This window comes from Naasia aerilata (assembly GCF_030296595.1).
In the GTDB taxonomy this organism is placed as follows: Bacteria; Actinomycetota; Actinomycetes; order Actinomycetales; family Microbacteriaceae; genus Naasia; species Naasia aerilata.
This window is the reverse complement of record NZ_AP027731.1, coordinates 2,341,641-2,365,694: the sequence shown is the minus strand read 5'-3', so window position 1 is coordinate 2,365,694 and position 24,054 is coordinate 2,341,641. Positions and strand designations below refer to the sequence as shown.

Genomic DNA, 24,054 nt, shown 5'->3' with positions numbered 1-24,054 from the left:
CAGGATGCCCTCCCCCGCGACCTCGGCGAAGTCGATGCGCCGGCTCAGCCGACGAGTCGCTCGTGCCACGCCATGGCCGACTGGTCGGTGAGGCTCGCGACCTGGTCCACGACGGCGCGGCGGCGCTCCGCCTCGCTGGTCGCCTCGCGGTGGTCGGCGGCGAACGCCGGGTCGAGGGCGTCGGGGCGCTCGACGAGGACGTCGGCCAGCTCCTGCAGCATGTCGCGCTGCTGCTGGTAGACGGGCGTGCGGGTCGTGTTCGTCATCACGAAGGCGGCGACGATGCCCTTGAGCACCGCGATCTCCGCGCCGATCTCCGGCGGCAGCACGACGTCGGCGGCGAACCGGCTGAGCCGTTCCTGCGGATGGGCTGCGCGGGTCGCCCGCGTCGCAGCTCCCGCGAACCGGCCGATCAGCTGGCTCGTCAGGTTCTTGAGGCGGCCCTGGTCGCGGCGCGACGCATCCCACCGGGAGATCCAGAACGGCAGGCCGTGCAGCCGGTCGAAGGCCGCGATCAGCTCGGCGTGGTCGTACGCGCCGCCGATCCAGGAGTGCATCGCGCTGACCAGCGCGTCGTCGTCCTCACGCCGGCCGAGCGCCGCGACGTCGATGTAGCCGCCGGTCACCGCGTCCTCGAAGTCGTGCACCGAGTAGGCGATGTCGTCGCTGAGGTCCATGACCTGCGCTTCGATGCACCGGACCCCTCGGGCGCCCCGTCCCGCATCCATGCGAACGCCGCGGCGTCCTCCGCGTAGTAGCCGAACTTGGCGCGGCCGCTCGGGTCGGCCACCGAGTCGTCGGCGGACCACGGGTACTTGCAGCTCGCGTCGAGGCTCGCCCGGGTCAGGTTGAGGCCGAACGGGGTTCCGTCGGGTCCGAACGCCTTGGGCTCCAGCCGCGTGAGCAGGCGCAGGGACTGCGCGTTGCCCTCGAAGCCGCCGATGTCCTCCGCCCATTCGGACAGCGCCTTCTCGCCGTTGTGGCCGAACGGCGGGTGGCCGATGTCGTGCGCGAGGCACGCCGTGTCGACCACGTCCGGGTTGAGCCCGAGGCTCGCACCCAGTTCGCGGCCCACCTGGGCGACCTCGAGGGAGTGCGTAAGACGATTGCGGGCGAAGTCGAGGCCGGCCGTCGGGCTCAGCACCTGCGTCTTCGCCGCGAGCCTGCGGAGGGCGCTCGAGTGGAGCAGCCGGGCGCGGTCGCGCGCGAAGTCGCTGCGGCGACTGGAGTGCTGCTCGGGCAGGCGGCGCTCGCGGTCGCGCTCCTCGTAGCCGGGCGCGTCGCCCAGCTCAGCCACCGCTGTTCTCGAGTTCCGCACCCGCGACCTCGCACCGCTCGTCGACGTCGAGCGTGCGGCTGCCGAGCCATCCCTCGGGAAGCACGGGACGCTTGGGGCTGCCCGCCCGGCCGCGCTGCCCCTCGGCGGCCTCGCCCGGGTAGGGCGCGTCACGGTCGAGGGTGCCGAGGAGGTCGTCGATCTCCTGAAGCGATCCGGAGGTCGCGAGGCTCGCGCGCAGCTCGCCCCCGACCGGGTAGCCCTTGAAGTACCAGGCGACGTGCTTGCGGATGTCGCGGCAGCCGCGATCCTCGCTGCCGAAGAACTCGACCAGGAGCTCGGCGTGGCGGCGGAACGTGTCCGCCACGACGCCGAGGAGGGCATCGCGACCCGGTCCTCGCCCGCGAACGCGGCGGCGAGGTCGCCGAAGAGCCAGGGCCGGCCCAGGCAGCCGCGGCCGACGACGACGCCGTCGCAGCCGGTCTGCTGCACCATCCGCAGCGCGTCGGCGCCCGACCAGATGTCGCCGTTGCCGAGCACGGGCACGCTCGTGACCGTCTCCTTGAGGGTGCCGATCGCGTCCCAGTCGGCGGTGCCCGAGTAGAACTCGGCGGCCGTGCGGGCGTGCAGCGCGATGCTGGAGACGCCCGCGCCCTCGGCGATCCGGCCCGCCTCCAGGTAGGTGAGGTGGTCGCCGTCGATGCCCTTGCGCATCTTGATGGTGAGCGGGACGGCGCCCGCGCTCCGGACGGCGCCCTCGACGATGTCGCGGAACAGGTCGAGCTTCCAGGGCAGCGCAGCTCCCCCGCCCTTCCGGGTGACCTTGGGCACCGGGCAGCCGAAGTTGAGGTCGATGTGATCGGCGCGGTCCTCGGCGACGAGGATGCGGACGGCCTCGGCGACGGTGGCCGGGTCGACGCCGTAGAGCTGGATGGAGCGCGGCGTCTCCGACTCGTGGTGCGTGATGAGCCGCATCGTCTCGGGCGTCCGCTCGACGAGCGCGCGGCTCGTGATCATCTCGCTCACGTACAGGCCCGCGCCGAACTCGCGGCAGAGGCGGCGGAACGCGGTGTTCGTGATGCCCGCCATGGGCGCCAGGACGACGGGCGCATCGAGCGCGAGCGGCCCGATGCGGAGGGCCGGCGCGGGCAGAGTGGAGGTGGACATCCTGTCGATTCTCCCAGATCGCGCGGGCAGCCCGGCCGGTCATCTCCCGACCGGGGAAACCGCGCCTACGCGCCGTAGTCGAGGGAGGGCGCGTAGAAGGAGATCACCCGCTCCATCGAAGGGTCGGTCTCCACCCAGGTGCGCTGCTCCGCGTCGCCCATCTCCGAGTCCGTCACCGTCACCCGATCGAGGTGGAAGCGGAGGGCAGGGGAGCCTCCGCCGGCCCTCGGTCCGCGGCATCCGGATGCGCCAGCTCCACCTCGGCCGCGGACTGGCCCACCTGGACGCCGTCGGCCGTCACGATCGGATGCCCACCCAGTTCCGGCGCCGTGACGACGACCTGATAGGCCGGCCAGGCCGGGTTGTCGGAGGCCGCGTCGTCGCCGGTGTCGTCGATCAGCAGTCCCCCGAAGTCGTAGGTGACGCCGCGCCAGTGGAACCCCTGCTTGTACTCCTCGGCCACCGGGGGACGGCGCTGAGCTCCTCCAGCGTGGCGAGCACCGCGTCGACCCGCTGGAGGTAGTCGAAGCTGCGGTACGTGTCACCGGTCGACGTGACGATGTCGAGGCGCGTCGTGCCCACGACGATCGTCGCATCCGCCGGCGGTCCCGCTTCGGCCGTGGGCGACGGGGGAACGGGCGGAGCGGCGACCGCAGGAGACGGCGATGGGCTCGCGACCGCCGACCGGCTGGGGCCGGGCGTCGCCCTGTCCTCGTGCGGCGGGGCGGTGCAGCCGATGAGCAGGGCGGGCAGAAGCAGCAGGGCCGCGGCACCGAGCAGGCGCATGATGTGGTCCTCCCCTAGGCGGCCCGATCGGCCCGTCTCCCCCATCCTGCGGGCGGACGTCCGCGTCCGAGCGTCCGACTCGCCCACCACAACGCGGGCGGCATCCGCCCCAGGCGCGGTCGGCGGTGCGAGCGCGGGGCCGGGCCGGAACCCGGGCGGGTACGAATGCGGCCAGGATGGTCCCGTGACCAGGAATCGGGTGCAGGAGGACGCCGCCGCGCGCGGCGTCAGGATCGAGTTCGTGGAGCGTCCCGCTGCGGGCTCCCTGGAGGAGGCGGCCGAACTCCTCGGGCTCTCGCCCTCCGACATCGTCAAGACGCTCGTGGTCAAGCGGAAGGACGGCACCTTCCTGTTCGCGCTCGTCCCGGGCGACCGGCAGATCGCCTGGGCGAAGCTGCGGGCCGTGGTCGGGGTCAACAAGCTGCAACTGCCGGATGCCGGCCAGGCGCTCGAGGCGACCGGCTACGAGCGCGGCACGATCACGCCATTCGGCAGCACGACGGCCTGGCCCGTCTATGCGGACGAGCGGATCGCCGGCCGTCGGGTGGCCATGGGCGCCGGCGAGCACGGGGTCAGCGCGTTCGTCGACGCCGACGAGCTGGTGTCAGCCTTCGGCGCGGTCCTCGCCGACATCAGCGACTGAGGCGCCGGGCAGCAGGCAGGAGTCGTCGACGCACGCGGCGGCGTCCGCGTCCCCGAGCAGCGTGAGCGGAAGCGCGGGGAAACCGCCGTTCCGCTGGTGTGGTTGAGGGGGCGGAAGGGCGGGATCACCCGCGGTTCGCTCACGAGGACACCCGCTCCGAAGCGACCTGGGTCAGCGCCTGCTCGAAGACCGCGGCGTCCTGAGCGCCCGAGATGCCGTACTTGCCGTCGAGGACGAAGAACGGGACGCCGTTGATCCCGTAGGCGGCGGCCTGCGCCTGGTCCTGCCGCACGGCGCCCAGGTACTCGTCGGCCTTCAGCGACCGGACGACGTCCGCGCGGTCGAAGCCGAGCTCCGCGGCGAGGTCGGCGAGATCCTCGACCCGGCCGACGTGGCGGCCCTCGACGAAGTACGCGCGCAGGAGGCGCTCCTTCATGTCGATCTGCCGGCCGCGGTCCTTCGCGTAGTGCAGGAGCTGGTGGGCCATCACGGTGTTCGTGTGCTGCAGGGCGTCGTAGTCGTACTCCAGGCCGACGTCGGCCGCGATGCCGGTGACCGTCTCGAGCATCTGCTGCACCCGATCGTGCGGCAGGCCCTTGTGCCCGGCGAGGAAGTCGGCGGCGCTGCCGTCGAAGTCGACCGGGGTGTCCGGCGACAGCTCGAAGGAGTGGTACTCCACCTCGACGTCGCCGCCGAAACGGCGGGCGCCCTCCTCGAACTTGCGCTTGCCGATGTAGCACCAGGGGCAGGCGACGTCGGACCAGATGTCGACCTTCACGGGAACACTCATGCTCGATCGAACAGGCATGCCCCGCGCGGCATTCCCGCGTGTCAGCTCATGCGTCGATCGGCATGGTCCCGGCGGGGATCAGTAGTCGGCGGACCCCTCGTCGAGGGCGCGGCTGATCAGGAAGCTCAGGGGCACGGACGGCTCGGGAACGGGCGACTCGGTCATGCGACACCTCGGCTTCAGTGGGAGGAATGTAGGGCCAGGCTAGCGGCGCGCAGGGTCGGCGCGGGGACCGACGCGACCGTGTCCGGCGCCGGCTTCCCGGCGCGCGGACCACCCGCTCAGGCCCCGATGAGCCGCTCCGCCAGGTACGCGTGGAGGCGATCCAGTGAGACGCGCTCCTGGGCCATCGTGTCCCGTTCCCGGACGGTCGCGGCACGGTCCTCGAGCGAGTCGAAGTCGACCGTGATGCAGAACGGCGTGCCGATCTCGTCCTGCCGGCGGTAGCGGCGTCCGATGGCGCCGGCATCGTCGAACTCGACGTTCCAGTCGCGGCGGAGGTCGGCCGCGAGCTCCCGGGCCACCGGGGACAGCTGCTCGTTGCGCGACAGCGGCAGGACGGCCGCCTTGACGGGCGCAAGCCGCGGATCGAGCCGGAGCACGGTCCGCTTATCCACGCCGCCCTTGGTGTTCGGCGCCTCGTCCTCGGTGAACGCGTCGACGAGGAAGGCCATGAGCGAGCGCGTGAGGCCGGCGGCCGGCTCGATCACGTACGGCGTCCACCGCTCGTTGCGGGTCTGGTCGAAGTAGGTGAGGTCGGCGCCGGAGTGCTTCGAGTGCGTCGTGAGGTCGTAGTCGGTGCGGTTCGCGATGCCCTCGAGCTCGCCGAACTCCCCGCCCTGGAACCCGAACCGGTACTCGATGTCGACCGTGCGCTTCGAGTAGTGCGAGAGCTTCTCCTGCGCGTGCTCGTAGAGGCGCAGGTTGTCCGGGTTGATGCCGAGGTCGACGTACCAGCGGAAGCGCTCGTCGATCCAGTACTGGTGCCATTCCTCGTCGGTGCCCGGCTCGACGAAGAACTCCATCTCCATCTGCTCGAACTCGCGGGTGCGGAAGATGAAGTTGCCGGGCGTGATCTCGTTGCGGAAGCTCTTCCCGATCTGGCCGATGCCGAACGGGGCTTCATCCGCGCCGAGTTGAGCACGTTGGCGAAGTTGACGAAGATGCCCTGCGCGGTCTCGGGGCGCAGGTAGTGCAGCCCGCTCTCGTCGTCGACCGGGCCGAGGAACGTCTTCATGAGCCCGGAGAACGCGCGCGGCTCCGTCCAGGCGCCCGGCTGGCCCGTGTCGGGGTCGCGGATGTCCGCCAGGCCGTTCTCCGGCGGGCGGCCGTGCTTCGCCTCGTACGCCTCGATCAGGTGGTCGGCGCGGTAGCGCTTATGGGTGTGCAGCGACTCGACGAGCGGATCGCTGAAGACCTCGACATGGCCGGAGGCCTCCCACACCTGACGGGGCAGGATGACGCTCGAGTCGAGGCCCACGACGTCGTCCCGACCGCGCACGACCGCGCGCCACCACTGGCGCTTGATGTTCTCCTTGAGCTCCACGCCGAGGGGGCCGTAGTCCCAGGAGGACCGGGTCCCGCCGTAGATCTCGCCCGCCTGGAAGACGAAGCCGCGCCGCTTGGCGAGCGCGATGACGGAATCGAGACGTGATGCGGCCACAGATGCTCCAGGGTCTGGCCGAGCTGGGTGCCCGGTCGTTCGAATGCGGCCCCGAGTCTACCGGGGCGCTGCGGGGCGGCCCGCGCGCGGGAGGGCCGAGGCACCGCGCGGGCGCTCCGGCAACGGCACGAGCGGGTGCATCGCGGCGCGCGTCCGCGCGACCCGCGTCAGGCGGGCGGAGCCGCGGTGCGCGGAGGCGGCCAGTCGACGAAACGCTCCCCCGCGGCGGCGAAGCGCGCCGTCTCGGCCACCCGGCGCTCACGCGTCTCCGGGCGCTTGGCCTGACTGATCCAGGTCAGCATCCGCCCGCGCGCCGAGCTGGAGTAGGCGGCCCAGTTGCCTGCGGCCTCGGGTGACGCGGCGGCGAGGGCGGCCGCGAGGTCGTCGGGGACGATGCGGTCCTCGACCTCGTCCAGCGCGTTCCAGGATCCGGTGCGCTTCGCCTCCTCGATCACGCGGGCGCCCGCCGGCGTCATCAGTCCCTCGCGCAGGATCCGCTCCACGCGGACCTTGTTGGGCCGGGACCAGACGCTGCCCGACTTCCTCCGCGCGAAGTAGAGCATCAGCCGATCGTCGTCGAGCTTCTTCTGCGTGCTGTCCACCCAGCCGACGGAGAGGGCGTGCACGACGGACTCCTCGTAGCCGACGGAGGGACGGCCGGTCTCGCGCCGCCAGGAGACGAGCCACGCGCAGTCCTCGGTCTCGCCGTGCTCGAGGAGCCACGCGCGCCACTCCTCGGCCGTCTCGGCGTGCACTCGGGGAGCGTCGTCCTGCTTCGACATGGGCCTCCTTCTCGGCCGATTGTGGCGGGCACCGCCGACACCGGCAAGCGCCGCCGCGGGTGCTGCGGTCAGCTCGTGACGAGGCGCGGAGTGGCTGGTGTCCGCTCGACCCGCGGACGCAGTGCCGGGCCCTCACACGTCACTAGGGTGGCGGGATGCTCGGCGCGTCGGACCCGCTCCCCCGTCGCCCCCGCCGCATCCTGCTCGCCGGCGTCACGGGGGTCGGGAAGACGACGCTCGCGCGCCGGCTCGAGCGCCTCACCGGCATCCCGCACACCGAGATCGACGCGCTCTACCACGGGCCGAACTGGACCTATCGGGAGACGTTCCTGGCCGAGGTCGCAGAGCTGGCGGCCTGTCCGGAGTGGATCACCGAGTGGCAGTACCGGTCGGCCCGCCCGCAACTGGCTGCCGCCGCGGACACCCTGATCTGGCTGGACCTGCCGCGTCGCGTCGCCCTGCCCCGGCTGATCCGGCGGACCGTGCGCCGCCGCCTGCGCCGGGAGGTGCTGTGGAACGGCAACGTCGAGGGCCCGCTCTGGCACTTCTTCACCGGCCGTGACCACATCATCCGCTGGGCGCTCCGGACGCAGCGGAAGTACAAGCGAACCGTCCCGGCCCTGGAGGCGCAGCATCCGCACCTCACGATCGTGCGCCTGCGCACCTCCCGCGAGGTCGAGGCGTGGGTCGCGGGACCGCTCGCCGCCGCGCTGCTCCCTGACCCGCCCACTTCTGCGGCAACTCAGCGCTCAGTTGCCGCAGAAGTGGGCAGGTCAGGCGGAGGGGCGTCGATCGCGCCGCCGAAGCGGCGGTCCCGGTCCGCGTACTGCTCGATCGCGCGCCACAGGTCGAGGCGCGAGAAGTCCGGCCACAGGGTGTTGAGGAACACCATCTCCGCGTAGGCCGCCTGCCAGACGAGGAAGTTGCTGGTCCGCTGCTCGCCCGAGCTGCGGACGAGGAGGTCCACCTCGGGCACGTCGGGGACGTAGAGGCGGCGCTGGATCAGCTTCTCCGACACGGCCGACGGCTTGAGCCTGCCCGCCGCGACGTCGTCGGCGATGCCGCGGACCGCATCCGCGATCTCGGTGCGCCCGCCGTAGTTGACGCACATCGTGAGGGTCAGCACGTCGTTGCCGGCGGTCAGGCGCTCGGCGAACTGGAGCTCGTTGATCACCGATCCCCAGAGCCGCGGCTTGCGACCCGCCCACCGGATCCGGACGCCCCACTCGTTGAGCTGGTCGCGGCGGCGGTGCAGCACATCCCGGTTGAAGCCCATGAGGAAGCGCACCTCGTCCGGCGAGCGCTTCCAGTTCTCGGTGGAGAACGCGTAGACGCTGAGGTGCTTCACCCCGACCTGGATGGCGCCCGCGACGACGTCGAGGAGCGCCGCCTCCCCCGCCTTGTGGCCCTCGATGCGCGACAGCCCCCGAGCGTTGGCCCACCGCCCGTTGCCGTCCATGATGACCGCGACATGGCCGGGGACGGCACCGCGGGGAACTCCGGCGGGTACTGGCCCGTCCAGTCGACAGGGCGGTAGGGCACCGCGTCGCGGTGCGTCGTCGGCTTCGCCATCAGGCGCCGGCCGCCGCGGTCTCGTGGCCCTGGCCCGTGCGGTCCACGTGCTGCAGGGACCGCAGGCCGCGTTCGAGGTGCCACTGGGCGTAGGCGGCGACGACGCCGCTCGCCTGCGCCCGGGTGCGGTCCTCGGCCGCCTCCGCGGCATCCCAGTCGCCCGTCAGCAGCGCACCGAGCAGGCCGATGACCGCCGGGCTCAGCCGCGGCGCTCCCGGCGGAGCGACCGCGTCGGCGACCACCCCGCCCAGCTGCACCACGAAGGCGCTGTGCGGCCCCGGCGCGCCCGTGACCGCGCAGTCGTCGAAGCTCGGCGCCCAGCCTGCGATCGAGAGGGCGCGCAGCAGATAGGAGTCGAGAGTGAGGCTCGCGCCGTGCTCGTTGCGGGACAGGGACCGGAGGGCGCCCAGGAGCAGCAGGTACTGCTGCAGCGACTTCTCCCCTCGGTGAGCTTGTCGGCGGTCTCGACCATCACGTTCGCGGCCGTGAAGGCGCCGTAGTCGGCCGCGATGTCGGCGCCGTAGGAAGCGAGGGACTCCGCCTGGGTGATCGTGTCGAGGCTGCGGCCCTCGTAGAGCTGCACATCCACCACCATGAACGGCTCCAGCCGCGCACCGAACTTCGACGAGGTGCGGCGGACGCCCTTGGCGACCGCGCGGATCTTGCCGTGCTGCCGGGAGAGCAGCGTGACGATGCGGTCCGCCTCACCCAGCTTGTGGGTGCGCAGCACGACGGCTTCGTCTCGATATACCGGCACCCCTCCAGTATCCCGGCTACAGTGCCCTCACACCGCGGCGGGCTTGCCGTCCGCAGACAACCGGAGGGATCGATGACCGCGTCCGGTCGCGGAGCCCTCCTGCTCCTCGCTCTCCTGCCGGCCCTCGCGGGCTGCGCGGATCGAGCACTCCTGACGCGGACACGACGCCCGTGCCGAGCGCTCCCGCGCCGACCGCCACTGGATCGCCTGCCCCCGAGCACTACACCGCGGTGTCCGACGACACCGGGACGCTGACCGCCGAGCTGCCGAGCCGCTGGAGCGACATCGACGGCGCGCCCTACACCGACGAGGCCGGCGCCGAGTTCGCGGCGCTCGCCGCCTCCTCCGACCTCGACACGTTCTTCTCGGTATGGGTGGAGGCGGGGGTCGAGCTGCGCGCAGCGGGCGAGTCCGGGCGCTACTCGCCGGAGGACCTCCTGCACAGCGCCGCGATCGACGCCGACCAGTACTGCACGCTGCGGGAGTCGGGCGACTACGACCAGGACGGCCTGTCCGGGCAGTACGCCTACTACACGGACTGCGGCCCCTCGGCGTCCCGGTTCGCCGTCGTGGTGGGCGCCAAGGACGGCTGGCGCGAGCCGGTCAGCTTCTCCGCCGTGCTCGTGACCGAGCAGGACGCGGTCGACTGGACGCGCGTCCTCGCCACCGCGTCACTCGCGGGCTGACCCGCCCGGACCCCGGGCAGGACTGGCGGGTCGGCGCGAGGCGTAGCGTCAGGCCGCGATCGGGAAGGCGCGCGCCTCTTCGAGCGTCTCAAAGCGGTGCACCGCACAGATCGAGCCGTCGCGCAGCCCGAAGGTCGTGAACAGCTTCGCCGGAGCCGCGCCCGAGTCGAAGTCGGGCCGCCCGGGCCAGGTCGCCTCTTGGGCGACGACGATCCCGCCCGGCACGTCGTAGGCCTCCTTGGGCATGAGGCGGATGCCGGCGGACTGCACCCAGCTGCGCATCTGGTCGCGCCCGCGCGCCGTTCCCTGGGGTCCGGTCATCTCGACGTCATCCGTGCACGCCGCCGCAGCGGCGTCCGCATCCCCGCATTCACTGCGACATGCCAGACGACGATGACCGAATCGAGGGTGGATGTCATGAGTGCCATTCCCCCAGCCTGCCTGACACCGGGATGGCGCGCCAACACCTCCGAGGGGATATTCACTCTGGAGGATGACGAGGTATCGTTCCCACCCGCGTCGTTCCGCGGTCGGCCGCGGAACCCGCCATCATGGGAGGGATGGCTGCCTCCTTCGCGATCCCCCTCTGGGCCGATCTCGCCGCCGTCGCCATCGGCAGCCTCCAGGGTGCGATGTTCGCGGGCGGCTTCCGGGACCGCCGGCTCGACCTGCTCGGGGTCGCGATCATCGGTGTGGCGACTGGTCTCGGCGGCGGTCTGCTCCGCGACATCCTGCTCGTCAGCACTCCGGTCGCGCTGCGCACCAACTGGTACCTGCCCACAGCAGTGGTCGCGGCCCTTCTCGGCATGCTGCTGCAGCAGCTGTTCTCCCGCCTCGGCGTGGCTATCGCCATCCTGGATGCCCTGACCATCGGCCTGTTCGGCGCGATCGGCACCAGCAAGGCGCTCGCCTTCGGACTGCCGGAGGTGCCCGCGGTGTTCGTCGGGGTGATCGCGGCGGTCGGCGGCTCGGTGCTCCGGGACTTGCTCCTCAACCTGCCGATCGCGCTCATGCACGTCGGCTCGCTCTACGCGGTCGCCGCGGGCGTCGGCACGGTGCTGCTCGTCGCCGGGCTCCGCGCGGGCATCCCGATCCAGGGCGCGGCGATCGCCTGCGTCGCGGCGACCATGATCATCCGCCTGCTGGCCGTGCGCTTCGGCTGGAGCCTGCCCGAGCAGCGTCCGCTCCGCCGCCGTCCCGCCTAGCGCGAGCGCGGGTGCAACCGCCGTTCCGCGGGTGTTCCTGCACCCGCGGGATGTCGGTTTCACCCGCGTATCGGCACGTTCCGGCCCGGGTGGTACGGCGTAGCGCACCATCCGGGCCGGAATGTGCTTCTCAGACGAGGGCCAGGTCGACCTGGTCGGCGATCTCCGCGCGGATCGAGCGGTTGACGCTCGACACGATCGCCTTGAGGAGGCCGTCGAGCTGTCCGCGTCGATGCCGACGCCCCACAGCCGGCGGCCGTTGACCTCGAGCTCCACGTAGGCCGCCGCGAGGGCGTCGCCGCTCGCGGAGAGCGCGTGCTCGACGTAGTCGTACAGCTTCACCTCGACGCCCTGGGCCGAGAGCACGTCGAGGAACGACGCGATCGGTCCGTTGCCGGCGCCCTGCACGTCCAGCACGTCGTCGCCGACGCGGAGGCGCGCCTGCAGGCTCACCGTGCCCGTCATGTCGCTCGCGACGCGCGTGCTCTTGAGCTCGAAGCGGCCCCACTTGTCGGCGTCGTTCCTGGCGGGCAGGTACTCGTCCTGGAAGATGGCCCAGATCTCGTCGCTCGTGACCTCGCCGCCCTCGGCGTCGGTCTTCGCCTGGACGACGCCCGAGAACTCGATCTGCAGCCGGCGCGGCAGGTCGAGCGCGTGGTCGGCCTTGAGCAGGTACGCGACGCCGCCCTTGCCGGACTGCGAGTTGACCCGGATGACCGCCTCGTAGCTGCGGCCCAGGTCCTTCGGGTCGACCGGCAGGTAGGGGACGGCCCACTCGAGCTCGTCGACCGGCTTGCCCTGCGCCTTGGCCTCGACGGCCATGGCCTCGAAGCCCTTCTTGATGGCGTCCTGGTGGCTGCCGCTGAACGCGGTGTAGACCAGGTCGCCCGCCCACGGGCTGCGCTCCGGAACCCGCAGCTGGTTGCAGTGCTCGGCCGTGCGGCGGATGCCGTCGAGGTCGGAGAAGTCGATCTGCGGGTCGATGCCCTGCGTGAACAGGTTGATCCCCAGCGCGACGAGGTCGACGTTGCCCGTACGCTCGCCGTTGCCGAACAGGCAGCCCTCGATGCGGTCTGCGCCGGCCAGGTAGCCGAGCTCCGCGGCCGCGATCGCGGTGCCGCGGTCGTTGTGCGGGTGCAGGGACAGGATCACGTTCTCGCGGTGGGCGAGGTGGCGGCCCATCCACTCGATCGAGTCCGCATAGACGTTGGGCGTCGCCATCTCGACGGTGGCCGGCAGGTTGATGATGACCTTGCGCTCGGGCGTGGGCTCGAAGATCTCGAGCACCTGGTTGCAGACGTCGACGGCGAACTCGAGCTCGGTCCCCGTGTAGCTCTCCGGCGAGTACTCGTAGTAGACCGCGGTGCCGGGGACGGTCGCCTCCATCTGCCGGCAGAGCCGCGCGCCCTCGAGCGCGATGTCGATGATGCCCTGGCGTCCGGTGCGGAAGACGACATCCCGCTGCAGCACGCTGGTGGAGTTGTAGAGGTGCACGATCGCCTGCTTGGCGCCCACGATCGACTCGTACGTGCGCCGGATGAGGTGCTCGCGCGCCTGCGTCAGCACCTGGATGGTGACGTCGTCCGGGATCGCGTTCTCCTCGATGAGCAGGCGGACGAAGTCGAAGTCCGTCTGGCTGGCCGACGGGAAGCCGACCTCGATCTCCTTGTAGCCCATGCGCACGAGGAGGTCGAACATGATGCGCTTGCGCTCCGGGCTCATCGGGTCGATGAGCGCCTGGTTGCCGTCCCGGAGGTCGACGGCACACCAGCGCGGTGCCTCGGTGATGCGGCGGGTGGGCCAGGTGCGGTCGGGCAGATCGACCTCGAACTGCTCCTGGTAGGGGCGGTAGCGATGCACGGGCATCGACGACGGCTTCTGGTTGTTCTTCACGAGCTCTTCTCCTTGCGCGGAATGGGGTTCAGGCGCCGAGAACTCCGCGACGGGGAAGGCCTGGGAACTAGGACCCGTCGCGGCGACTAAGGAGGAGCACGCCGAGAAGCATCCCGAAAGGGTAGCACGGGCCGTGCGCCCCTCCCACGGGCGGGAGGCTCCGCCGGGCGCCCGTCAGCGCGTGATGCCCCACCGGGGCAGGAGGCGTTCGAAGCCCTCCCGGAACCCGTACCGGGCCGTGTTCCAGTCGTGCGCCGTGCCGGGGGCGACGAGGACGGTGACGGCCATCCCCGCCGCCGCCGCCTGACGGGACACCTCCCGCATGGCCGCGGAGTACTTGAGGTCGCGCTCCCCCGCCACGAACAGGGCGGCCGTGTCGGGATACGGGGCCGCAGCCTCGAGCAGCGCCCGGGGCGTCGCCGCGCGGTAGGCGTCCTCGTCGCCGCCGAAGCCGCGCTCGATGGTCGCCCGCTCGGAGCCGAGGGTCGGGGCCCGCTCGCCGGAGATGTCGAGGAAGGAGCCGAAGAGGTCGGGGAACCCGGCCGCGAGCTGAAGCGCGCAGGTGCCGCCCTGGGAGAAGCCCGCGATCGCCCAGTCGGCGCGGTCGGCGGAGACCGGCAGGTGCCGGCGCACCCATTCGGGCACGTCCTCGGTCAGGTAGCCGGCGGAGTTCCCGAGCGGGCCGTCCACGCACATGGGGTTCTGGCCGGGATCCCCCAGCTGATCGGGCACGACCACGATCGGCGCCACGCCCTCATGCTCCGCGGCGATCCCGTCGAGCAGCGAGTCGAGCCGTGCCGCCCGGAAGAGGTCGGCCGGCTCCCCGGCTGGCCGGAGAGGGCGATCACGACGGGAAGCTGCGGCGGGCTCTCCGCGTAGGCGGCCGGCGGCAGGTAGACGTACGCCTCGCGTGCGGGGAAGCCCGAACGCGCCGCGGGGATGCTGACCCGCCCGACCGAACCGGTCGCCGGGAGCCCCGCCGGGGCGGTCCAGGAGTCCAGCGGCACGGCGTCGGCCGGGCTCGGCGGCAGTCGCGCCTCCCCGGTGTAGCTCGTGCCGAGGGCGTCGGACAGCTCGGGATACTGCCCGAAGTCCAGGTTGGTGAGAAGCCAGAAGCTCACCAGCGTCAGCACGGCCGCACCGAGCGCCGCGACCTTCCGCCACCATCGCGTTCGGAACAGGTTGACGGCGGCCACGGCGAGCGCCGCGCTGCCGAGAAGAACCGCTCCGCGGATCACCCAGGTCAGCGAGAGGCCGAACACGTCCGCGACGTCGACCACGAGCCAGGTGACCAGGGCGCCCGCGGCCGCTCCCGCGACCGCGGCGGCGAGCAGGAGGAGCACCTGGGTCCGCCGAGGCCGGAGGACCCCGGGAGCGGGAGCGATGAGCAGGGCGAGCAGGAGCACCGTGAGCACGAGAGGCACGACGAGGCCCGGTCCGTCGACGATGCTCACCGACCCGATTCCGCCGCTCACCGTCGTCCCACCTCGCCAGGCTAGGGGCGGCGCCGAGGGGCGAGCGTCTGCCGCTCCGTCAGGGCAGGAGGCGGCGCTCGTGCGCGAACACGACGAGCTGCACGCGGTCGCGGAGGCCCAGCTTGCCGAGGATGCGCGAGATGTGCGTCTTGACGGTGGCCTCGCTCACGTACTCCGCGGCCGCGATCTCGGCGTTGCTGAGTCCGCGTGCGGCGAGCAGGAAGATCTCGCGCTCCCGCTCGCTGAGGGCGGCCAGGTGCTCCCCTCGGGCCGCACTGCCGGAGCGCCCCCGAAATGCTCGAACAGCTCGCGCGTGGCGGCAGGGGCGATGACCGCCGTCCCGGCGTGCACCGTGCGGATGGCCGCGAGCAGGAACTCCGGCTCCGCGTCCTTCAGCACGAAGCCGCTGGCGCCGGCGCGGATGGCGCGGGCAGCGCCCTCGTCCAGGTCGAAGGTGGTGAGCACCAGGATGCGCGGCGGCACGCGCCCGGACGCGTCGGCGGCCGCCATGATGCGCTCGGTGGACTCGATCCCGTCCGTCCTCGGCATGCGGATGTCCATCAGCACGACGTCGGGCCGGGTCTCCTCGACCACGCGCACGGCCTCGCCGCCGTCGCCGGCCTCGCCGACCACCTCGAGGTCGTCCTGCGAGTCGACGAGCATCCGCAGCCCGGAGCGGAACAGCGGCTGGTCGTCGACGAGGACCAGCCGGATGGCGGCGGTCACCACGCGGTCACGGCGCGACCGCCCGGGCCATCGGCTGGGTGCGGGCCGTGCCTCGGTCGACCGGCAGGGTCGCCCGGACCCGGAAGCGGCCGTTGTTGCCGTCCCCGCTCGAGAACGATCCGCCGGCGAGCGACGCCCGCTCCCGCATCCCGGGGATGCCGTGGCCCGAAGGGTTGCCGCCCCGATCCGCGTCCGCGACGCCGTTGGTCACGCTGAGCGCGAGCGCGGTCTCGCTCCAGTCGAACTCGAGGTCGACGGGCTGCGTCAGGTCGCCGTGGCGGAGCGCGTTCGTGAGGGACTCCTGGAGGATCCGGTAGACGGCGAGCCCGGTGGCCTCGCTCAACGGCGTCGCGGTGCCGTAGCTCGACCAGCGGAGGTCGAGCCCCGACTCGCGGAAGCCGCGGACGAGCCCGTCGATGTCGTCCATGCCCGGCTGCGGGCCGGCCTCCTGGCTGTGCCGCAGCTCGGTCAGCAGCACGCGGACGTCGGCCAGCGAGTCGCGAGCGGTCGCGGCGATCGCCTCGAGTGCCTCGTCCACCGCCTCCGGGTTCTTCTTCACGGCGTAGCGTGCCCCGTCCGCCTGGGCGATGACGACGGCGAGCGAGTGGGCGACGATGTCGTGCACGTCGCGGGCGACCCGATTCCGCTCCTGCTCGAGCGCGACCGACACCTCGAGCTGATCCCGCTCGGCCGTGGCGACGGTCGCCGTGGTCTGCGCCGCCCTCCGCTGGCGGTTGACCCGGACGAGCGTCCCGCCGATCCACGGCAGCAGGAAGAGACAGAGGGTGGCGGCGAAGTAGAGGAGGAACGCCGGGCCCGTCCCGCCGATCTCGCGGAAGCTGCTGAAGCTCACGAAGATCCCGCCGAGGATCGCGATCGGCAGGGCCGCCCAGCGGGCGACCTCCCCGCCGTAGGCGGGCGCCGCGAACAGGCCGAGCAGGACCGGCACCCAGAGGGTGACCGAGGGGGCCGAGGAGGCGAACCCCGAGACCACGAGCAGCATCGGCAGGATCGCGATCACGCCGAGCGCGATGGCCGGGCGGATCCGGTGCAGCACGATGGTGCCCGCCAGGACGGGGACCGCGAGCGCGCCGACCAGCCCGCTGCCCCAGATCCCCTGCTCCACGAAGGCGATCACGGCGTAGAGGACCGCGCCGGCGACCTCGAGCCGGAAGCGATACCGGATCAGGTTCTCCCTGGTCGCGAGGTCGCCGAGGTTCTCGAGCATGCGCCCACGGTAGCGCCGGCCGGCGAGCCGGATCGTCCTAAGCGGCGGTGCTCATCCCCCGGAGGCCGCGAAATCATCCTCGAGGCTGACACCGGACGGTGGATTTCGGGACGCTCGCTGCGCGAGCTCCTCAATCAGCGGAGCAGGGGTGAATCGCGATCGGCTCGGCCGCTCAGAAGCCGAGGCGGCCCAGCTGCTTCGGGTCGCGCTGCCACTCCTTGGCGACCTTCACGCGCAGCGACAGGAACACCGGGGAGCCGACGAGCGGCTCGATCTCGGCGCGCGCGCGAGCCGACCGACTTCAGCCGGCTGCCTCCGCCGCCGATGATGATGCCCTTCTGGCTGTCCCGCTCGACGAAGATGCTCGCGTAGATCTCGAGGAGGTCCTTGTCCTCCCGCTCGACCAGGTCCTCCACGGTCACCGCGATCGAGTGCGGGAGCTCGTCGCTGACACCCTCGAGCGCGGCCTCGCGGATGAGCTCCGCAATGCGGTCGGTCCTGCTCTCCTCGGTGGTCGTCTCCTCGCCGTAGAGCGGCGGCGACTCGGGCATCAGGGCGAGCAGCTCGCTCACGAGCACGTCGAGCTGGATGCCGTCCGTCGCCGACGTGGGCACGAGGCTCTCCCACTCGCGCAGCTGCGAGACGGCGAGGAGCTGGTCGGCGACGCGGTCGCGCGGCGTCCGGTCGACCTTGGTGATCACCGCGACCTTCTTGGCGCGCGGGTAGTCGTCGAGCTGCGCGTTGATGAAGCGGTCGCCGGGACCGATGGGCTCGTCCGCCGGGAAGCACATGGCGATGACGTCGACGTCGCCGAGGGTGGCCGCCACGAGGTCGTTGAGGCGCTCCCCGAGCAGCGTCCGGGGGCGGTGGATGCCCGGCGTGTCCACGATGATCAGCTGGCCGTTCGCGGCGTGCACGACCCCGCGGATGGCGCGGCGGGTGGTCTGCGGCTTCGGCGAGGTGATCGCCACCTTCTCGCCCACGAGCGCGTTCATGAGGGTCGACTTGCCGACGTTCGGGCGCCCCACGAAGGAGACGAAGCCGGCGCGGTGGGGATCGGTCATCGTGCGGCCTCCGTTGATCGGGTCTCGGACTGCGGCTCCTCGGGCTCGGGGATCCGCGGGGCGTCCGGGTCGCGCTCGACCCGGACGGCGCTGAGCCGCCGGCGCCGACCATCAGTCCTCTCGGCCGTGAGGCGGAGGCCCGCGACGGTGGCCTGCGAACCCATGACCGGGAGCCGGCCGAGCGCCTTGGTGAGGAGGCCGCCGACGGAGTCGACGTCGTCGTCCTCGAGCTCCAGGTCGAACAGGTCCCCCAGCTCGTCGATGGGAAGCCGCGGGCTCACGCGGTAGATCCCCGCCGAGACCTCCTGCACGTCGCCGTTGTCCCGGTCGTACTCGTCCGCGATCTCGCCGACCAGCTCCTCGATGAGGTCCTCGAGCGTCACGAGCCCCGCGATCCCGCCGTATTCGTCGACGACCATGGCGATGTGGTTCGACTCGAGCTGCATCTGGCGCAGCGTCGCGTCGGCCTTCTTCGACTCGGGCACGAACAGGGCAGGGCGGGTGGACGCGGAGACCGGCAGGCGCTCCGCATCGGCGGGCCGCTCATGCAGGAGCCGGGCGAGGTCGCGAAGGTAGAGGATCCCGACGATGTCGTCGGGGTCGTTCTCCTCGGTGACGGGGAGCCGGGAGTAGCCGCGCGTCAGGAACATGTCCATCGCCTCGGCGACGGTGGCCGTCCGGTCGATGGTCGCCATGTCGGTGCGGGGCACCATGACCTCGCGGATCACGGTCTCGTTGAACTCGAAGATGGAGTGGATCAGCTCCCGGTCGTCCTCCTCGAGCACGTCGAGCTCGGTGGCCTCGTCGACCATGCTGAGCAGCTGCTCCTCCGAGGTGAACGTCGCGGTCCGGGGCGGCCCGGCGTGACCCAGTTGCCGAGGACGACGAGGGCGTTCGCGACTGGGCCGAGGAGCAGCCGGACGGCGTGCACGACGGGCGCGGTGAAGCGGAGGACGACTCCGGCGTGCGCCCGGCCGACGCTGCGCGGGCTCGAGCCGACGAGGACGAAGGAGGCGCCCGTCATGATCAGCGCCGCGAGGAGGAGGGCGAGCCAGAGCTCCTCGATCGCGTTCGCGAGGGCGAAGGTGACGAGGACCGCTGCGGTCGTCTCGCTCGTCACGCGGAGGAAGCTGATCGCGTTCACGTGCGCGCCGCTGTCCGACGCGATCGCCAGCAGTGACCGGCGGGCCCGCGCGGCCAGCGCCAGGTCGAGGATGTCGGCTCGCGACAGCGCCCCGATCGCGGAGTCGGCGGCCGCCAGGAGCCCGGCGAAGGCCACCAGCAGGAGCGCGACGAGGATCAGGGAGAGGGTCATCGTCGGCGGGAGCCGCGCTTCTTCTCGTCGGCCGCGAAGCCGGTGAGGATGTCGCGCTGCAGGCCGAACATCTCGCGCTCCTCCTCCGGCTCGGCGTGGTCGAAGCCGAGGAGGTGCAGCAGGCCGTGCGCTGTGAGGAGCTCGATCTCGTCGAGCAGCGAGTGCCCCGCCTGCTCGGCCTGGACCTGGGCGACCTGCGGGCACACGACGATGTCGCCGAGCAGCCCGGCCGGCGTCTCGTGCTCCTCGGTTCCCGGCCGCAGCTCGTCCATCGGGAAGCTCAGCACATCCGTCGGGCCGGGCTCGTCCATCCACTGCACGTGCAGTTGCTCCATGGCGGCCTCGTCGACGAACACGACCGCGACCTCGGCATCCGGATGCACGTGCAGGGAGTCGAGAGCGAAGGTGATGAGCCGCTGGATGGCCGCCTCGTCGACGGCGATCGTGGACTCGTTGTTGACCTCGACGCTCACGGGTGACGCCTGCTCTCGTGGATGCCGTCCTGGGCCCGGCGCTCCGCCCGGTTCTGCGGGGGCCGGAAGTCGGCGGGCGGGCGGGCCGTCTCCGGCTCATGCCCGGCGCGATCCGGTCGCCGCTCGAACTGGCGCGCCTGCACCTGGGCATCGTGCTTCGTGTACGCGTCGACGATCTTCCCGACCAGCGTGTGGCGCACGACGTCCGCGCTGGTGAGGCGGGAGAAGTGGATGTCGTCGATGTCGTGCAGCACCTTGGTCACGAGCTGGAGGCCGCTGGCGCCGGTCGGGAGGTCCACCTGGGTGACGTCGCCGGTGACGACCATCTTCGAGCCGAAGCCGAGGCGGGTGAGGAACATCTTCATCTGCTCGGGCGTCGTGTTCTGCGCCTCGTCGAGCACGACGAAGGAGTCGTTGAGCGTGCGGCCGCGCATGTACGCGAGCGGCGCGACCTCGATGGTCGAGGTCGCCATCAGCTTGGGGACGATCTCCGGGTCCATCATCTCGTTGAGCGCGTCGTAGAGCGGGCGGAGGTACGGGTCGATCTTCTCGGTCAGGGTGCCGGGCAGGTAGCCGAGCCGCTCCCCGCCTCCACGGCGGGACGCGTGAGGATGATGCGGCTCACCTCCTTGCGCTGGAGGGCCTGCACCGCCTTCGCCATGGCGAGGTAGGTCTTGCCCGTTCCTGCCGGCCCGATGCCGAACACGATCGTGTTGTGGTCGATGGCGTCCACGTACTCGCGCTGGCCGAGCGTCTTCGCCCGGATGGCCTTGCCGCGGGCGGTGAGGATCGGCTGGCCGAGCAGCTCCGAAGGGCTCGACGTGGGGTCCCCCTCGAGGATGCGGGCGGAGCTGCCGACGTCGACGGGCCCGAGGTCCTGGCCGTTGCGGATCATCTGCAGGAGCTCGGCGACGAGCCGACGTGCCGCCTCGACCTGGCCCTGCTCGCCGCGGAGGGTGAGCTCGTTGCCCCGCGCGTGCACGGAGACCTTCGGGAACTGCGACTCGATCTGCTTGAGGAACCGGTCCTGGGGACCGAGCAGTCGCACCATGGCGACGCCGTCCACCGCGACGCGCACCTCCGTCTCGCCCTCGGAGCGGGTCACCTGAGGGGTGGGGTCAGCGGTCGACAAGGGATCCTTCCGATAGGTCGCCCGCGAGCACGTGGGCATGGACATGGAATACGGTCTGGCCGGCGTCCTCGCCGGTGTTGAAGACGAGCCGGAAGTCGCCTCCTGCGAGCTCGGCGCCGAGGCCGACCATCTCCGCGAGGAGAGCGGGGTCCCCGGCCGCCAGCTCGACCACGTTCGCGTAGTCCTCGGTCTTGGGGATCACGAGGAGATGGACGGGCGCCTGGGGCGCGATGTCCCGGAGCACGAACACGCGGTCGGTCTCGCGCACGATCTCGCCGGGGATCTCTCCCGAGAGGATGCGCGCGAAGATGGAGGCCACGGGCCCGATTCTACGGGCCGAGCAGGGCCTCCGCCCGGGGACTCCGCTGGAAGCGAACCCCGCTGGACAGCGGCTGTCGGCACGTCCGGAGCCGCTCTAGGACCAGCGGCCGGTGAGGACGCCGAGCGCGGCGAGTGCCGCGGGCCCGGCGGTCGAGGTGCGCAGGACCTCGGGCCCGAGTCGCACGGCGACGGCCCCGGCGGCCGCGAACGCCGCCAGCTCGGCAGCGGACACCCCGCCCTCCGGACCCACCACAAGCGCGAGGGGGCGACCGGCGGCCGTCTCGACGGCAGCCGCGAAGGAGGTCTCCGCCGTCGGCTCGAGCACGAGGACGGCGTGCGCGCTCGCGAGCGCCGCGACGTCGGCGCGCTGCGCGAGGGGCGCGACCTCGGGCAGCCACGGCCGCATCGACTGCTTGACGGCCTCGCGGACGATGGTCGCCCAGCGCTCCCGGCCCCGCTCCGCCTTGTCCGCCGACCAGCGGGACACGCTGCGCTCGGCCTGCCAGGGCACGATGCGGTCCACGCCGAGCTCAGTCGCAGCCTGGATCGCGAGCTCGTCGCGGTCGCCCTTGGCGAGAGCCTGCACGAGCAAGATCTCCCGGGCCGGTGCGGGCGTCCGCTCCAGGCGCTCCACGCGCAGGAGCACCTCGGACGGCGTCGCCGACTCCACGGCTCCGGTCGCGACGGTCCCTCGTCCGTCGCCGACCGCGAGCTTCTCGCCGGCCCGCACCCGGCTCACCGCGGCGGCGTGCCGGGCCTCGGCTCCCTCGAGCGCCACCACGTGCCCGATCGCCGCGCCCTCGAGCGTGCCGATCAGGTAGAAGTGGGCCACGCGTCAGACGCCGAGGAAGCGGTCGCGCAGCTTGCCGAACAGCCCCTGCTGGAAGTGGGACAGCGCCGGCTTCTGCTTGCGGTAGTGCGCCGCGAACTGCTCGATGAGCTCCCGCTCGTGACGGTCGAGCTTCGTCGGGGTGAGCACCTGCACGCCGACCTTGAGGTCGCCGCGACCCTGACCGCGGAGCCGGGTGATCCCGCGGCCCTTGATGGTGAGGATGTCGCCGCTCTGCGCGCCGGGGCGGATCTCGAGGTCGACGTCGCCGTCGAGCGCGCCGATCTTGGTGGTCATGCCGAGGATCGCCTCGGCCATGGGCACCTCGATGGTCGCGAGGAGGTCGTCGCCGCTGCGGCTGAACGTCTCGTGGTGGCGCACCTTGACCTCGAGGTACAGGTCGCCGTTCGGGCCGCCTGCGGGCCCGACCTCGCCCTGGCCGGGCAGCTGCAGGCGCAGTCCGGTCTCGACGCCTGCCGGGATGTCGACGGCGATGGTGCGCCGGGCGCGCACGCGGCCCTGGCCCTGGCAGGTGGCGCACGGGCTCGGGATGACCGTGCCGTAGCCGCGGCAGGTGCCGCACGGGCTCGAGGTCATCACGTTGCCGAGGAGGGAGCGGACGGTGCGGTTGATCTGGCCGCTGCCGCCGCAGATGTCGCAGGTGACGGGGCTCGTGCCGGGCTGGCAGCACGTGCCCTTGCACGTCTCGCACAGCACCGCGGTGTCGACCTCGATGTCCCGGTGGGTGCCGAACACGACGTCGTCGAGGTCGACCTCGACCCGGAGCAGCGCGTCCCCGCCCCGCTCCCGACGCGACCGCGGACCGCCGCCGCGCTGGCCTCCCCCGCCGAAGAACGTCTCGAAGATGTCGCCGAAGTTGCCGAACCCGGCGTCGCCGCCGCCCCCGCCCATCCGGCCGCCCAGGTCGTACTGCTGACGCTGCCGCGGGTCGCTGAGCACGTCGTAGGCGTGCGTCACGAGCTTGAAGCGCTCGGAGGCATCCGCCCCGGGATTCACATCCGGGTGCAGCTCACGAGCGAGCCTGCGGTAGGCCTTCTTGATGTCGTCGGCGCTGGCATCGCGGGCGACGCCCAGCACTTCGTAATGGTCAGCCACGGCTTACCGGAAACCTTTCGGACGCGCGGAAACGCGCGGTCGGAGGTGGAACCCTCATCCCTCGCCGAGCAGGCGCGAGAGGTAGCGGGCGACGGCACGGACGGCCGCCATGTTGTTCGAGTAGTCCATTCTCGTCGGACCCAGGACGCCGAGACGCGCGAGTTCGCCGGAGGAGGAACGGTACCCGCTCGAGAGCACAGAAGCCTCCGCGAGGCCGAACTGCGCGTTCTCGCGGCCGATGCTCACCGCCACTCCTGTGCCGTCGTGCGCCATCTCGCTGAAGAGCTTGAGCAGCACGACCTGCTCCTCGATGGCATCGAGGACCGGATGGATACTGCCGGGGAAGTCCTTCTCGGTGCGGGCGAGGTTGCCGGTTCCCGCCATGAGGAAGCGGTCCTGCCGGCCGGCGAGGATCTGCTCCATCAGGGCCCGGGCGACGGCGTCGGCGAGTGGAGCGGTCTCAGGCGGGAACGACTCGCCGAGGTGCTCGAGCCGGGTCGGTGCCTCAGCCAGCGGGCAGCCGCCCAGAGTGGAGTTGAGGCGGGAGCGGAGGTCGTCGAGCAGCGTCTCGTCGACCTCGCGCTGCAGGTCGACCATCCGCTGCTCCACCCGGCCGCCGTCCGTGATCAGCACGGTGAGGAGGCGGGTGGGGGCGAGCAGCACGACCTCGATGTGCCGGATCGTCGTGCGCGACAGCGTGGGGTATTGAAGGAGGGCGACCTGCGAGGTGAGCTGCGAGAGAAGGCGCACGGTGCGCGAGAGCACGTCGTCGAGGTCGACGGAGGAGCCCAGGAACGTCTCGATGGCGTGCTTCTGGGCGGCGCTGAGCGGCCGCAGATCCGAGAGCTGGTCGACGAAGACGCGGTACCCCTTGTCCGTCGGGATGCGGCCCGACGACGTATGCGGGGCGGCGATCAGCTCCTCCTCCTCGAGCTGCGCCATGTCGTTGCGGATGGTGGCCGCCGACACGCCGAACGCGTAGCGATCCACGATCGTCTTGGACCCGACCGGCTCGCGCGAGGCGACGTAGTCCTGGACGATGACGCGGAGCACCTCGAGCCCCCGCTCCGACACCATGGCGACCCTCCCTCGGCGACCCTGGCACTCCCGGTGCCAGAGTGCCAATTCTACTTGACAACACGCCCTTTCTGCGTC

The 24,054-nt window shown here is 71.8% G+C and carries 16 protein-coding genes and 10 pseudogenes; 3 read left to right on the top strand and 23 right to left on the bottom strand.

The features are described 5' to 3' along the window. Positions 1 to 44: 44 nt before the first annotated feature. The 4 genes and pseudogenes from QUE51_RS12400 to QUE51_RS12385 all read right to left on the bottom strand — a co-directional run bounded on the left by QUE51_RS12400 (position 45) and on the right by QUE51_RS12385 (position 3,229). A pseudogene (locus QUE51_RS12400) lies at positions 45 to 1,288 on the bottom strand (deoxyguanosinetriphosphate triphosphohydrolase). A 1-nt stretch (position 1,289) separates the two neighbouring features. Further along, a pseudogene (gene dusB, locus QUE51_RS12395) lies at positions 1,290 to 2,443 on the bottom strand (tRNA dihydrouridine synthase DusB). Positions 2,444 to 2,621: 178 nt separating this feature from the next. Further along, positions 2,622 to 2,906 (bottom strand): hypothetical protein, encoded by a 285-nt coding sequence (locus tag QUE51_RS12390; protein ID WP_286276680.1) that lies wholly within the window; start codon positions 2,904 to 2,906, stop codon positions 2,622 to 2,624. Next, the gene (locus QUE51_RS12385; RefSeq protein WP_286276679.1) at positions 2,840 to 3,229 is read right to left on the bottom strand and encodes a hypothetical protein; all 390 of its coding nucleotides are present in this window, start codon (positions 3,227 to 3,229) and stop codon (positions 2,840 to 2,842) included. Before QUE51_RS12385 ends, QUE51_RS12390 begins: the two co-directional genes overlap by 67 nt. A gap of 184 nt (positions 3,230 to 3,413) precedes the next feature. Between QUE51_RS12385 and QUE51_RS12380 the strand changes: the two genes are divergently transcribed. Next, a complete protein-coding gene (locus QUE51_RS12380) occupies positions 3,414 to 3,872 on the top strand; it encodes an aminoacyl-tRNA deacylase (protein ID WP_286276678.1) in 459 nt (152 codons plus the stop codon). A gap of 139 nt (positions 3,873 to 4,011) precedes the next feature. Here QUE51_RS12380 and QUE51_RS12375 read toward each other — a convergent pair whose 3' ends face one another. The 5 genes and pseudogenes from QUE51_RS12375 to recO all read right to left on the bottom strand — a co-directional run bounded on the left by QUE51_RS12375 (position 4,012) and on the right by recO (position 9,436). Further along, positions 4,012 to 4,662 carry a DsbA family oxidoreductase gene (locus QUE51_RS12375; protein WP_286276677.1) on the bottom strand — a complete coding sequence of 217 codons (651 nt, stop codon included), beginning with the start codon at positions 4,660 to 4,662 and terminating at the stop codon, positions 4,012 to 4,014. A gap of 281 nt (positions 4,663 to 4,943) precedes the next feature. After that, positions 4,944 to 6,325, bottom strand: a pseudogene (locus QUE51_RS12370) (glycine--tRNA ligase). A 167-nt stretch (positions 6,326 to 6,492) separates the two neighbouring features. Continuing rightward, the gene (locus QUE51_RS12365) at positions 6,493 to 7,107 is read right to left on the bottom strand and encodes a YdeI/OmpD-associated family protein (protein WP_286276676.1); all 615 of its coding nucleotides are present in this window, start codon (positions 7,105 to 7,107) and stop codon (positions 6,493 to 6,495) included. 742 nt (positions 7,108 to 7,849) lie between these two features. Next, positions 7,850 to 8,682 (bottom strand): annotated as a pseudogene (locus QUE51_RS12355) (isoprenyl transferase). Continuing rightward, positions 8,679 to 9,436 (bottom strand): annotated as a pseudogene (gene recO, locus QUE51_RS12350) (DNA repair protein RecO). The pseudogenes QUE51_RS12355 and recO overlap by 4 nt, the downstream one beginning before the upstream one ends. A gap of 170 nt (positions 9,437 to 9,606) precedes the next feature. Between recO and QUE51_RS12345 the strand changes: the two are divergent. Continuing rightward, on the top strand, positions 9,607 to 10,122 hold the full coding sequence (locus tag QUE51_RS12345) for a hypothetical protein (protein WP_286276675.1): 516 nt from the start codon (positions 9,607 to 9,609) through the stop codon (positions 10,120 to 10,122). Positions 10,123 to 10,170: 48 nt separating this feature from the next. Here the strand turns inward: QUE51_RS12345 and QUE51_RS12340 are convergent, their stop codons facing one another. Beyond that, positions 10,171 to 10,443, bottom strand: a complete 273-nt coding sequence (locus QUE51_RS12340) for a hypothetical protein (protein ID WP_286276674.1) — start codon at positions 10,441 to 10,443, stop codon at positions 10,171 to 10,173. A gap of 239 nt (positions 10,444 to 10,682) precedes the next feature. Between QUE51_RS12340 and QUE51_RS12335 the strand changes: the two genes are divergently transcribed. Beyond that, positions 10,683 to 11,327, top strand: coding sequence for a trimeric intracellular cation channel family protein (locus QUE51_RS12335; RefSeq protein WP_286276673.1), 645 nt, complete (start codon positions 10,683 to 10,685; stop codon positions 11,325 to 11,327). A 130-nt stretch (positions 11,328 to 11,457) separates the two neighbouring features. On the opposite strand, the pseudogene leuA reads toward QUE51_RS12335, so the two are convergent. The 13 genes and pseudogenes from leuA to hrcA all read right to left on the bottom strand — a co-directional run bounded on the left by leuA (position 11,458) and on the right by hrcA (position 23,976). Further along, a pseudogene (gene leuA, locus QUE51_RS12330) lies at positions 11,458 to 13,220 on the bottom strand (2-isopropylmalate synthase). Positions 13,221 to 13,394: 174 nt separating this feature from the next. After that, a complete protein-coding gene (locus tag QUE51_RS12325; protein WP_286276672.1) occupies positions 13,395 to 13,910 on the bottom strand; it encodes an alpha/beta hydrolase in 516 nt (171 codons plus the stop codon). Then, positions 13,874 to 14,695 carry an alpha/beta hydrolase gene (locus QUE51_RS12320; RefSeq protein WP_286276671.1) on the bottom strand — a complete coding sequence of 274 codons (822 nt, stop codon included), beginning with the start codon at positions 14,693 to 14,695 and terminating at the stop codon, positions 13,874 to 13,876. Before QUE51_RS12320 ends, QUE51_RS12325 begins: the two co-directional genes overlap by 37 nt. 58 nt (positions 14,696 to 14,753) lie before the next feature. Next, positions 14,754 to 15,358 (bottom strand): annotated as a pseudogene (locus QUE51_RS12315) (response regulator). Between the two features lie 70 nt (positions 15,359 to 15,428). Next, a complete protein-coding gene (locus QUE51_RS12310) occupies positions 15,429 to 16,649 on the bottom strand; it encodes a sensor histidine kinase (protein WP_286276670.1) in 1,221 nt (406 codons plus the stop codon). A 172-nt stretch (positions 16,650 to 16,821) separates the two neighbouring features. Then, positions 16,822 to 17,713, bottom strand: a pseudogene (gene era, locus QUE51_RS12305) (GTPase Era). After that, positions 17,710 to 19,028 (bottom strand): annotated as a pseudogene (locus QUE51_RS18430) (hemolysin family protein). Before QUE51_RS18430 ends, era begins: the two co-directional pseudogenes overlap by 4 nt. Further along, positions 19,025 to 19,501: an rRNA maturation RNase YbeY gene (gene ybeY / locus QUE51_RS12295; protein ID WP_286276669.1), complete on the bottom strand. Its 477-nt coding sequence runs from the start codon at positions 19,499 to 19,501 to the stop codon at positions 19,025 to 19,027. Before ybeY ends, QUE51_RS18430 begins: the two are co-directional and overlap by 4 nt. Then, a pseudogene (locus QUE51_RS12290) lies at positions 19,498 to 20,552 on the bottom strand (PhoH family protein). The gene ybeY and the pseudogene QUE51_RS12290 overlap by 4 nt, the downstream one beginning before the upstream one ends. A 67-nt stretch (positions 20,553 to 20,619) precedes the next feature. Then, positions 20,620 to 20,943, bottom strand: coding sequence for an HIT domain-containing protein (locus tag QUE51_RS12285; protein ID WP_286279373.1), 324 nt, complete (start codon positions 20,941 to 20,943; stop codon positions 20,620 to 20,622). 105 nt (positions 20,944 to 21,048) lie between these two features. After that, positions 21,049 to 21,786: a 16S rRNA (uracil(1498)-N(3))-methyltransferase gene (locus tag QUE51_RS12280; RefSeq protein WP_286276668.1), complete on the bottom strand. Its 738-nt coding sequence runs from the start codon at positions 21,784 to 21,786 to the stop codon at positions 21,049 to 21,051. A 3-nt stretch (positions 21,787 to 21,789) separates the two neighbouring features. Beyond that, positions 21,790 to 22,899: a molecular chaperone DnaJ gene (dnaJ, locus tag QUE51_RS12275; protein ID WP_286276667.1), complete on the bottom strand. Its 1,110-nt coding sequence runs from the start codon at positions 22,897 to 22,899 to the stop codon at positions 21,790 to 21,792. 54 nt (positions 22,900 to 22,953) lie between these two features. Next, positions 22,954 to 23,976, bottom strand: coding sequence for a heat-inducible transcriptional repressor HrcA (gene hrcA, locus QUE51_RS12270; protein ID WP_286276666.1), 1,023 nt, complete (start codon positions 23,974 to 23,976; stop codon positions 22,954 to 22,956). Positions 23,977 to 24,054 lie beyond the last annotated feature (78 nt).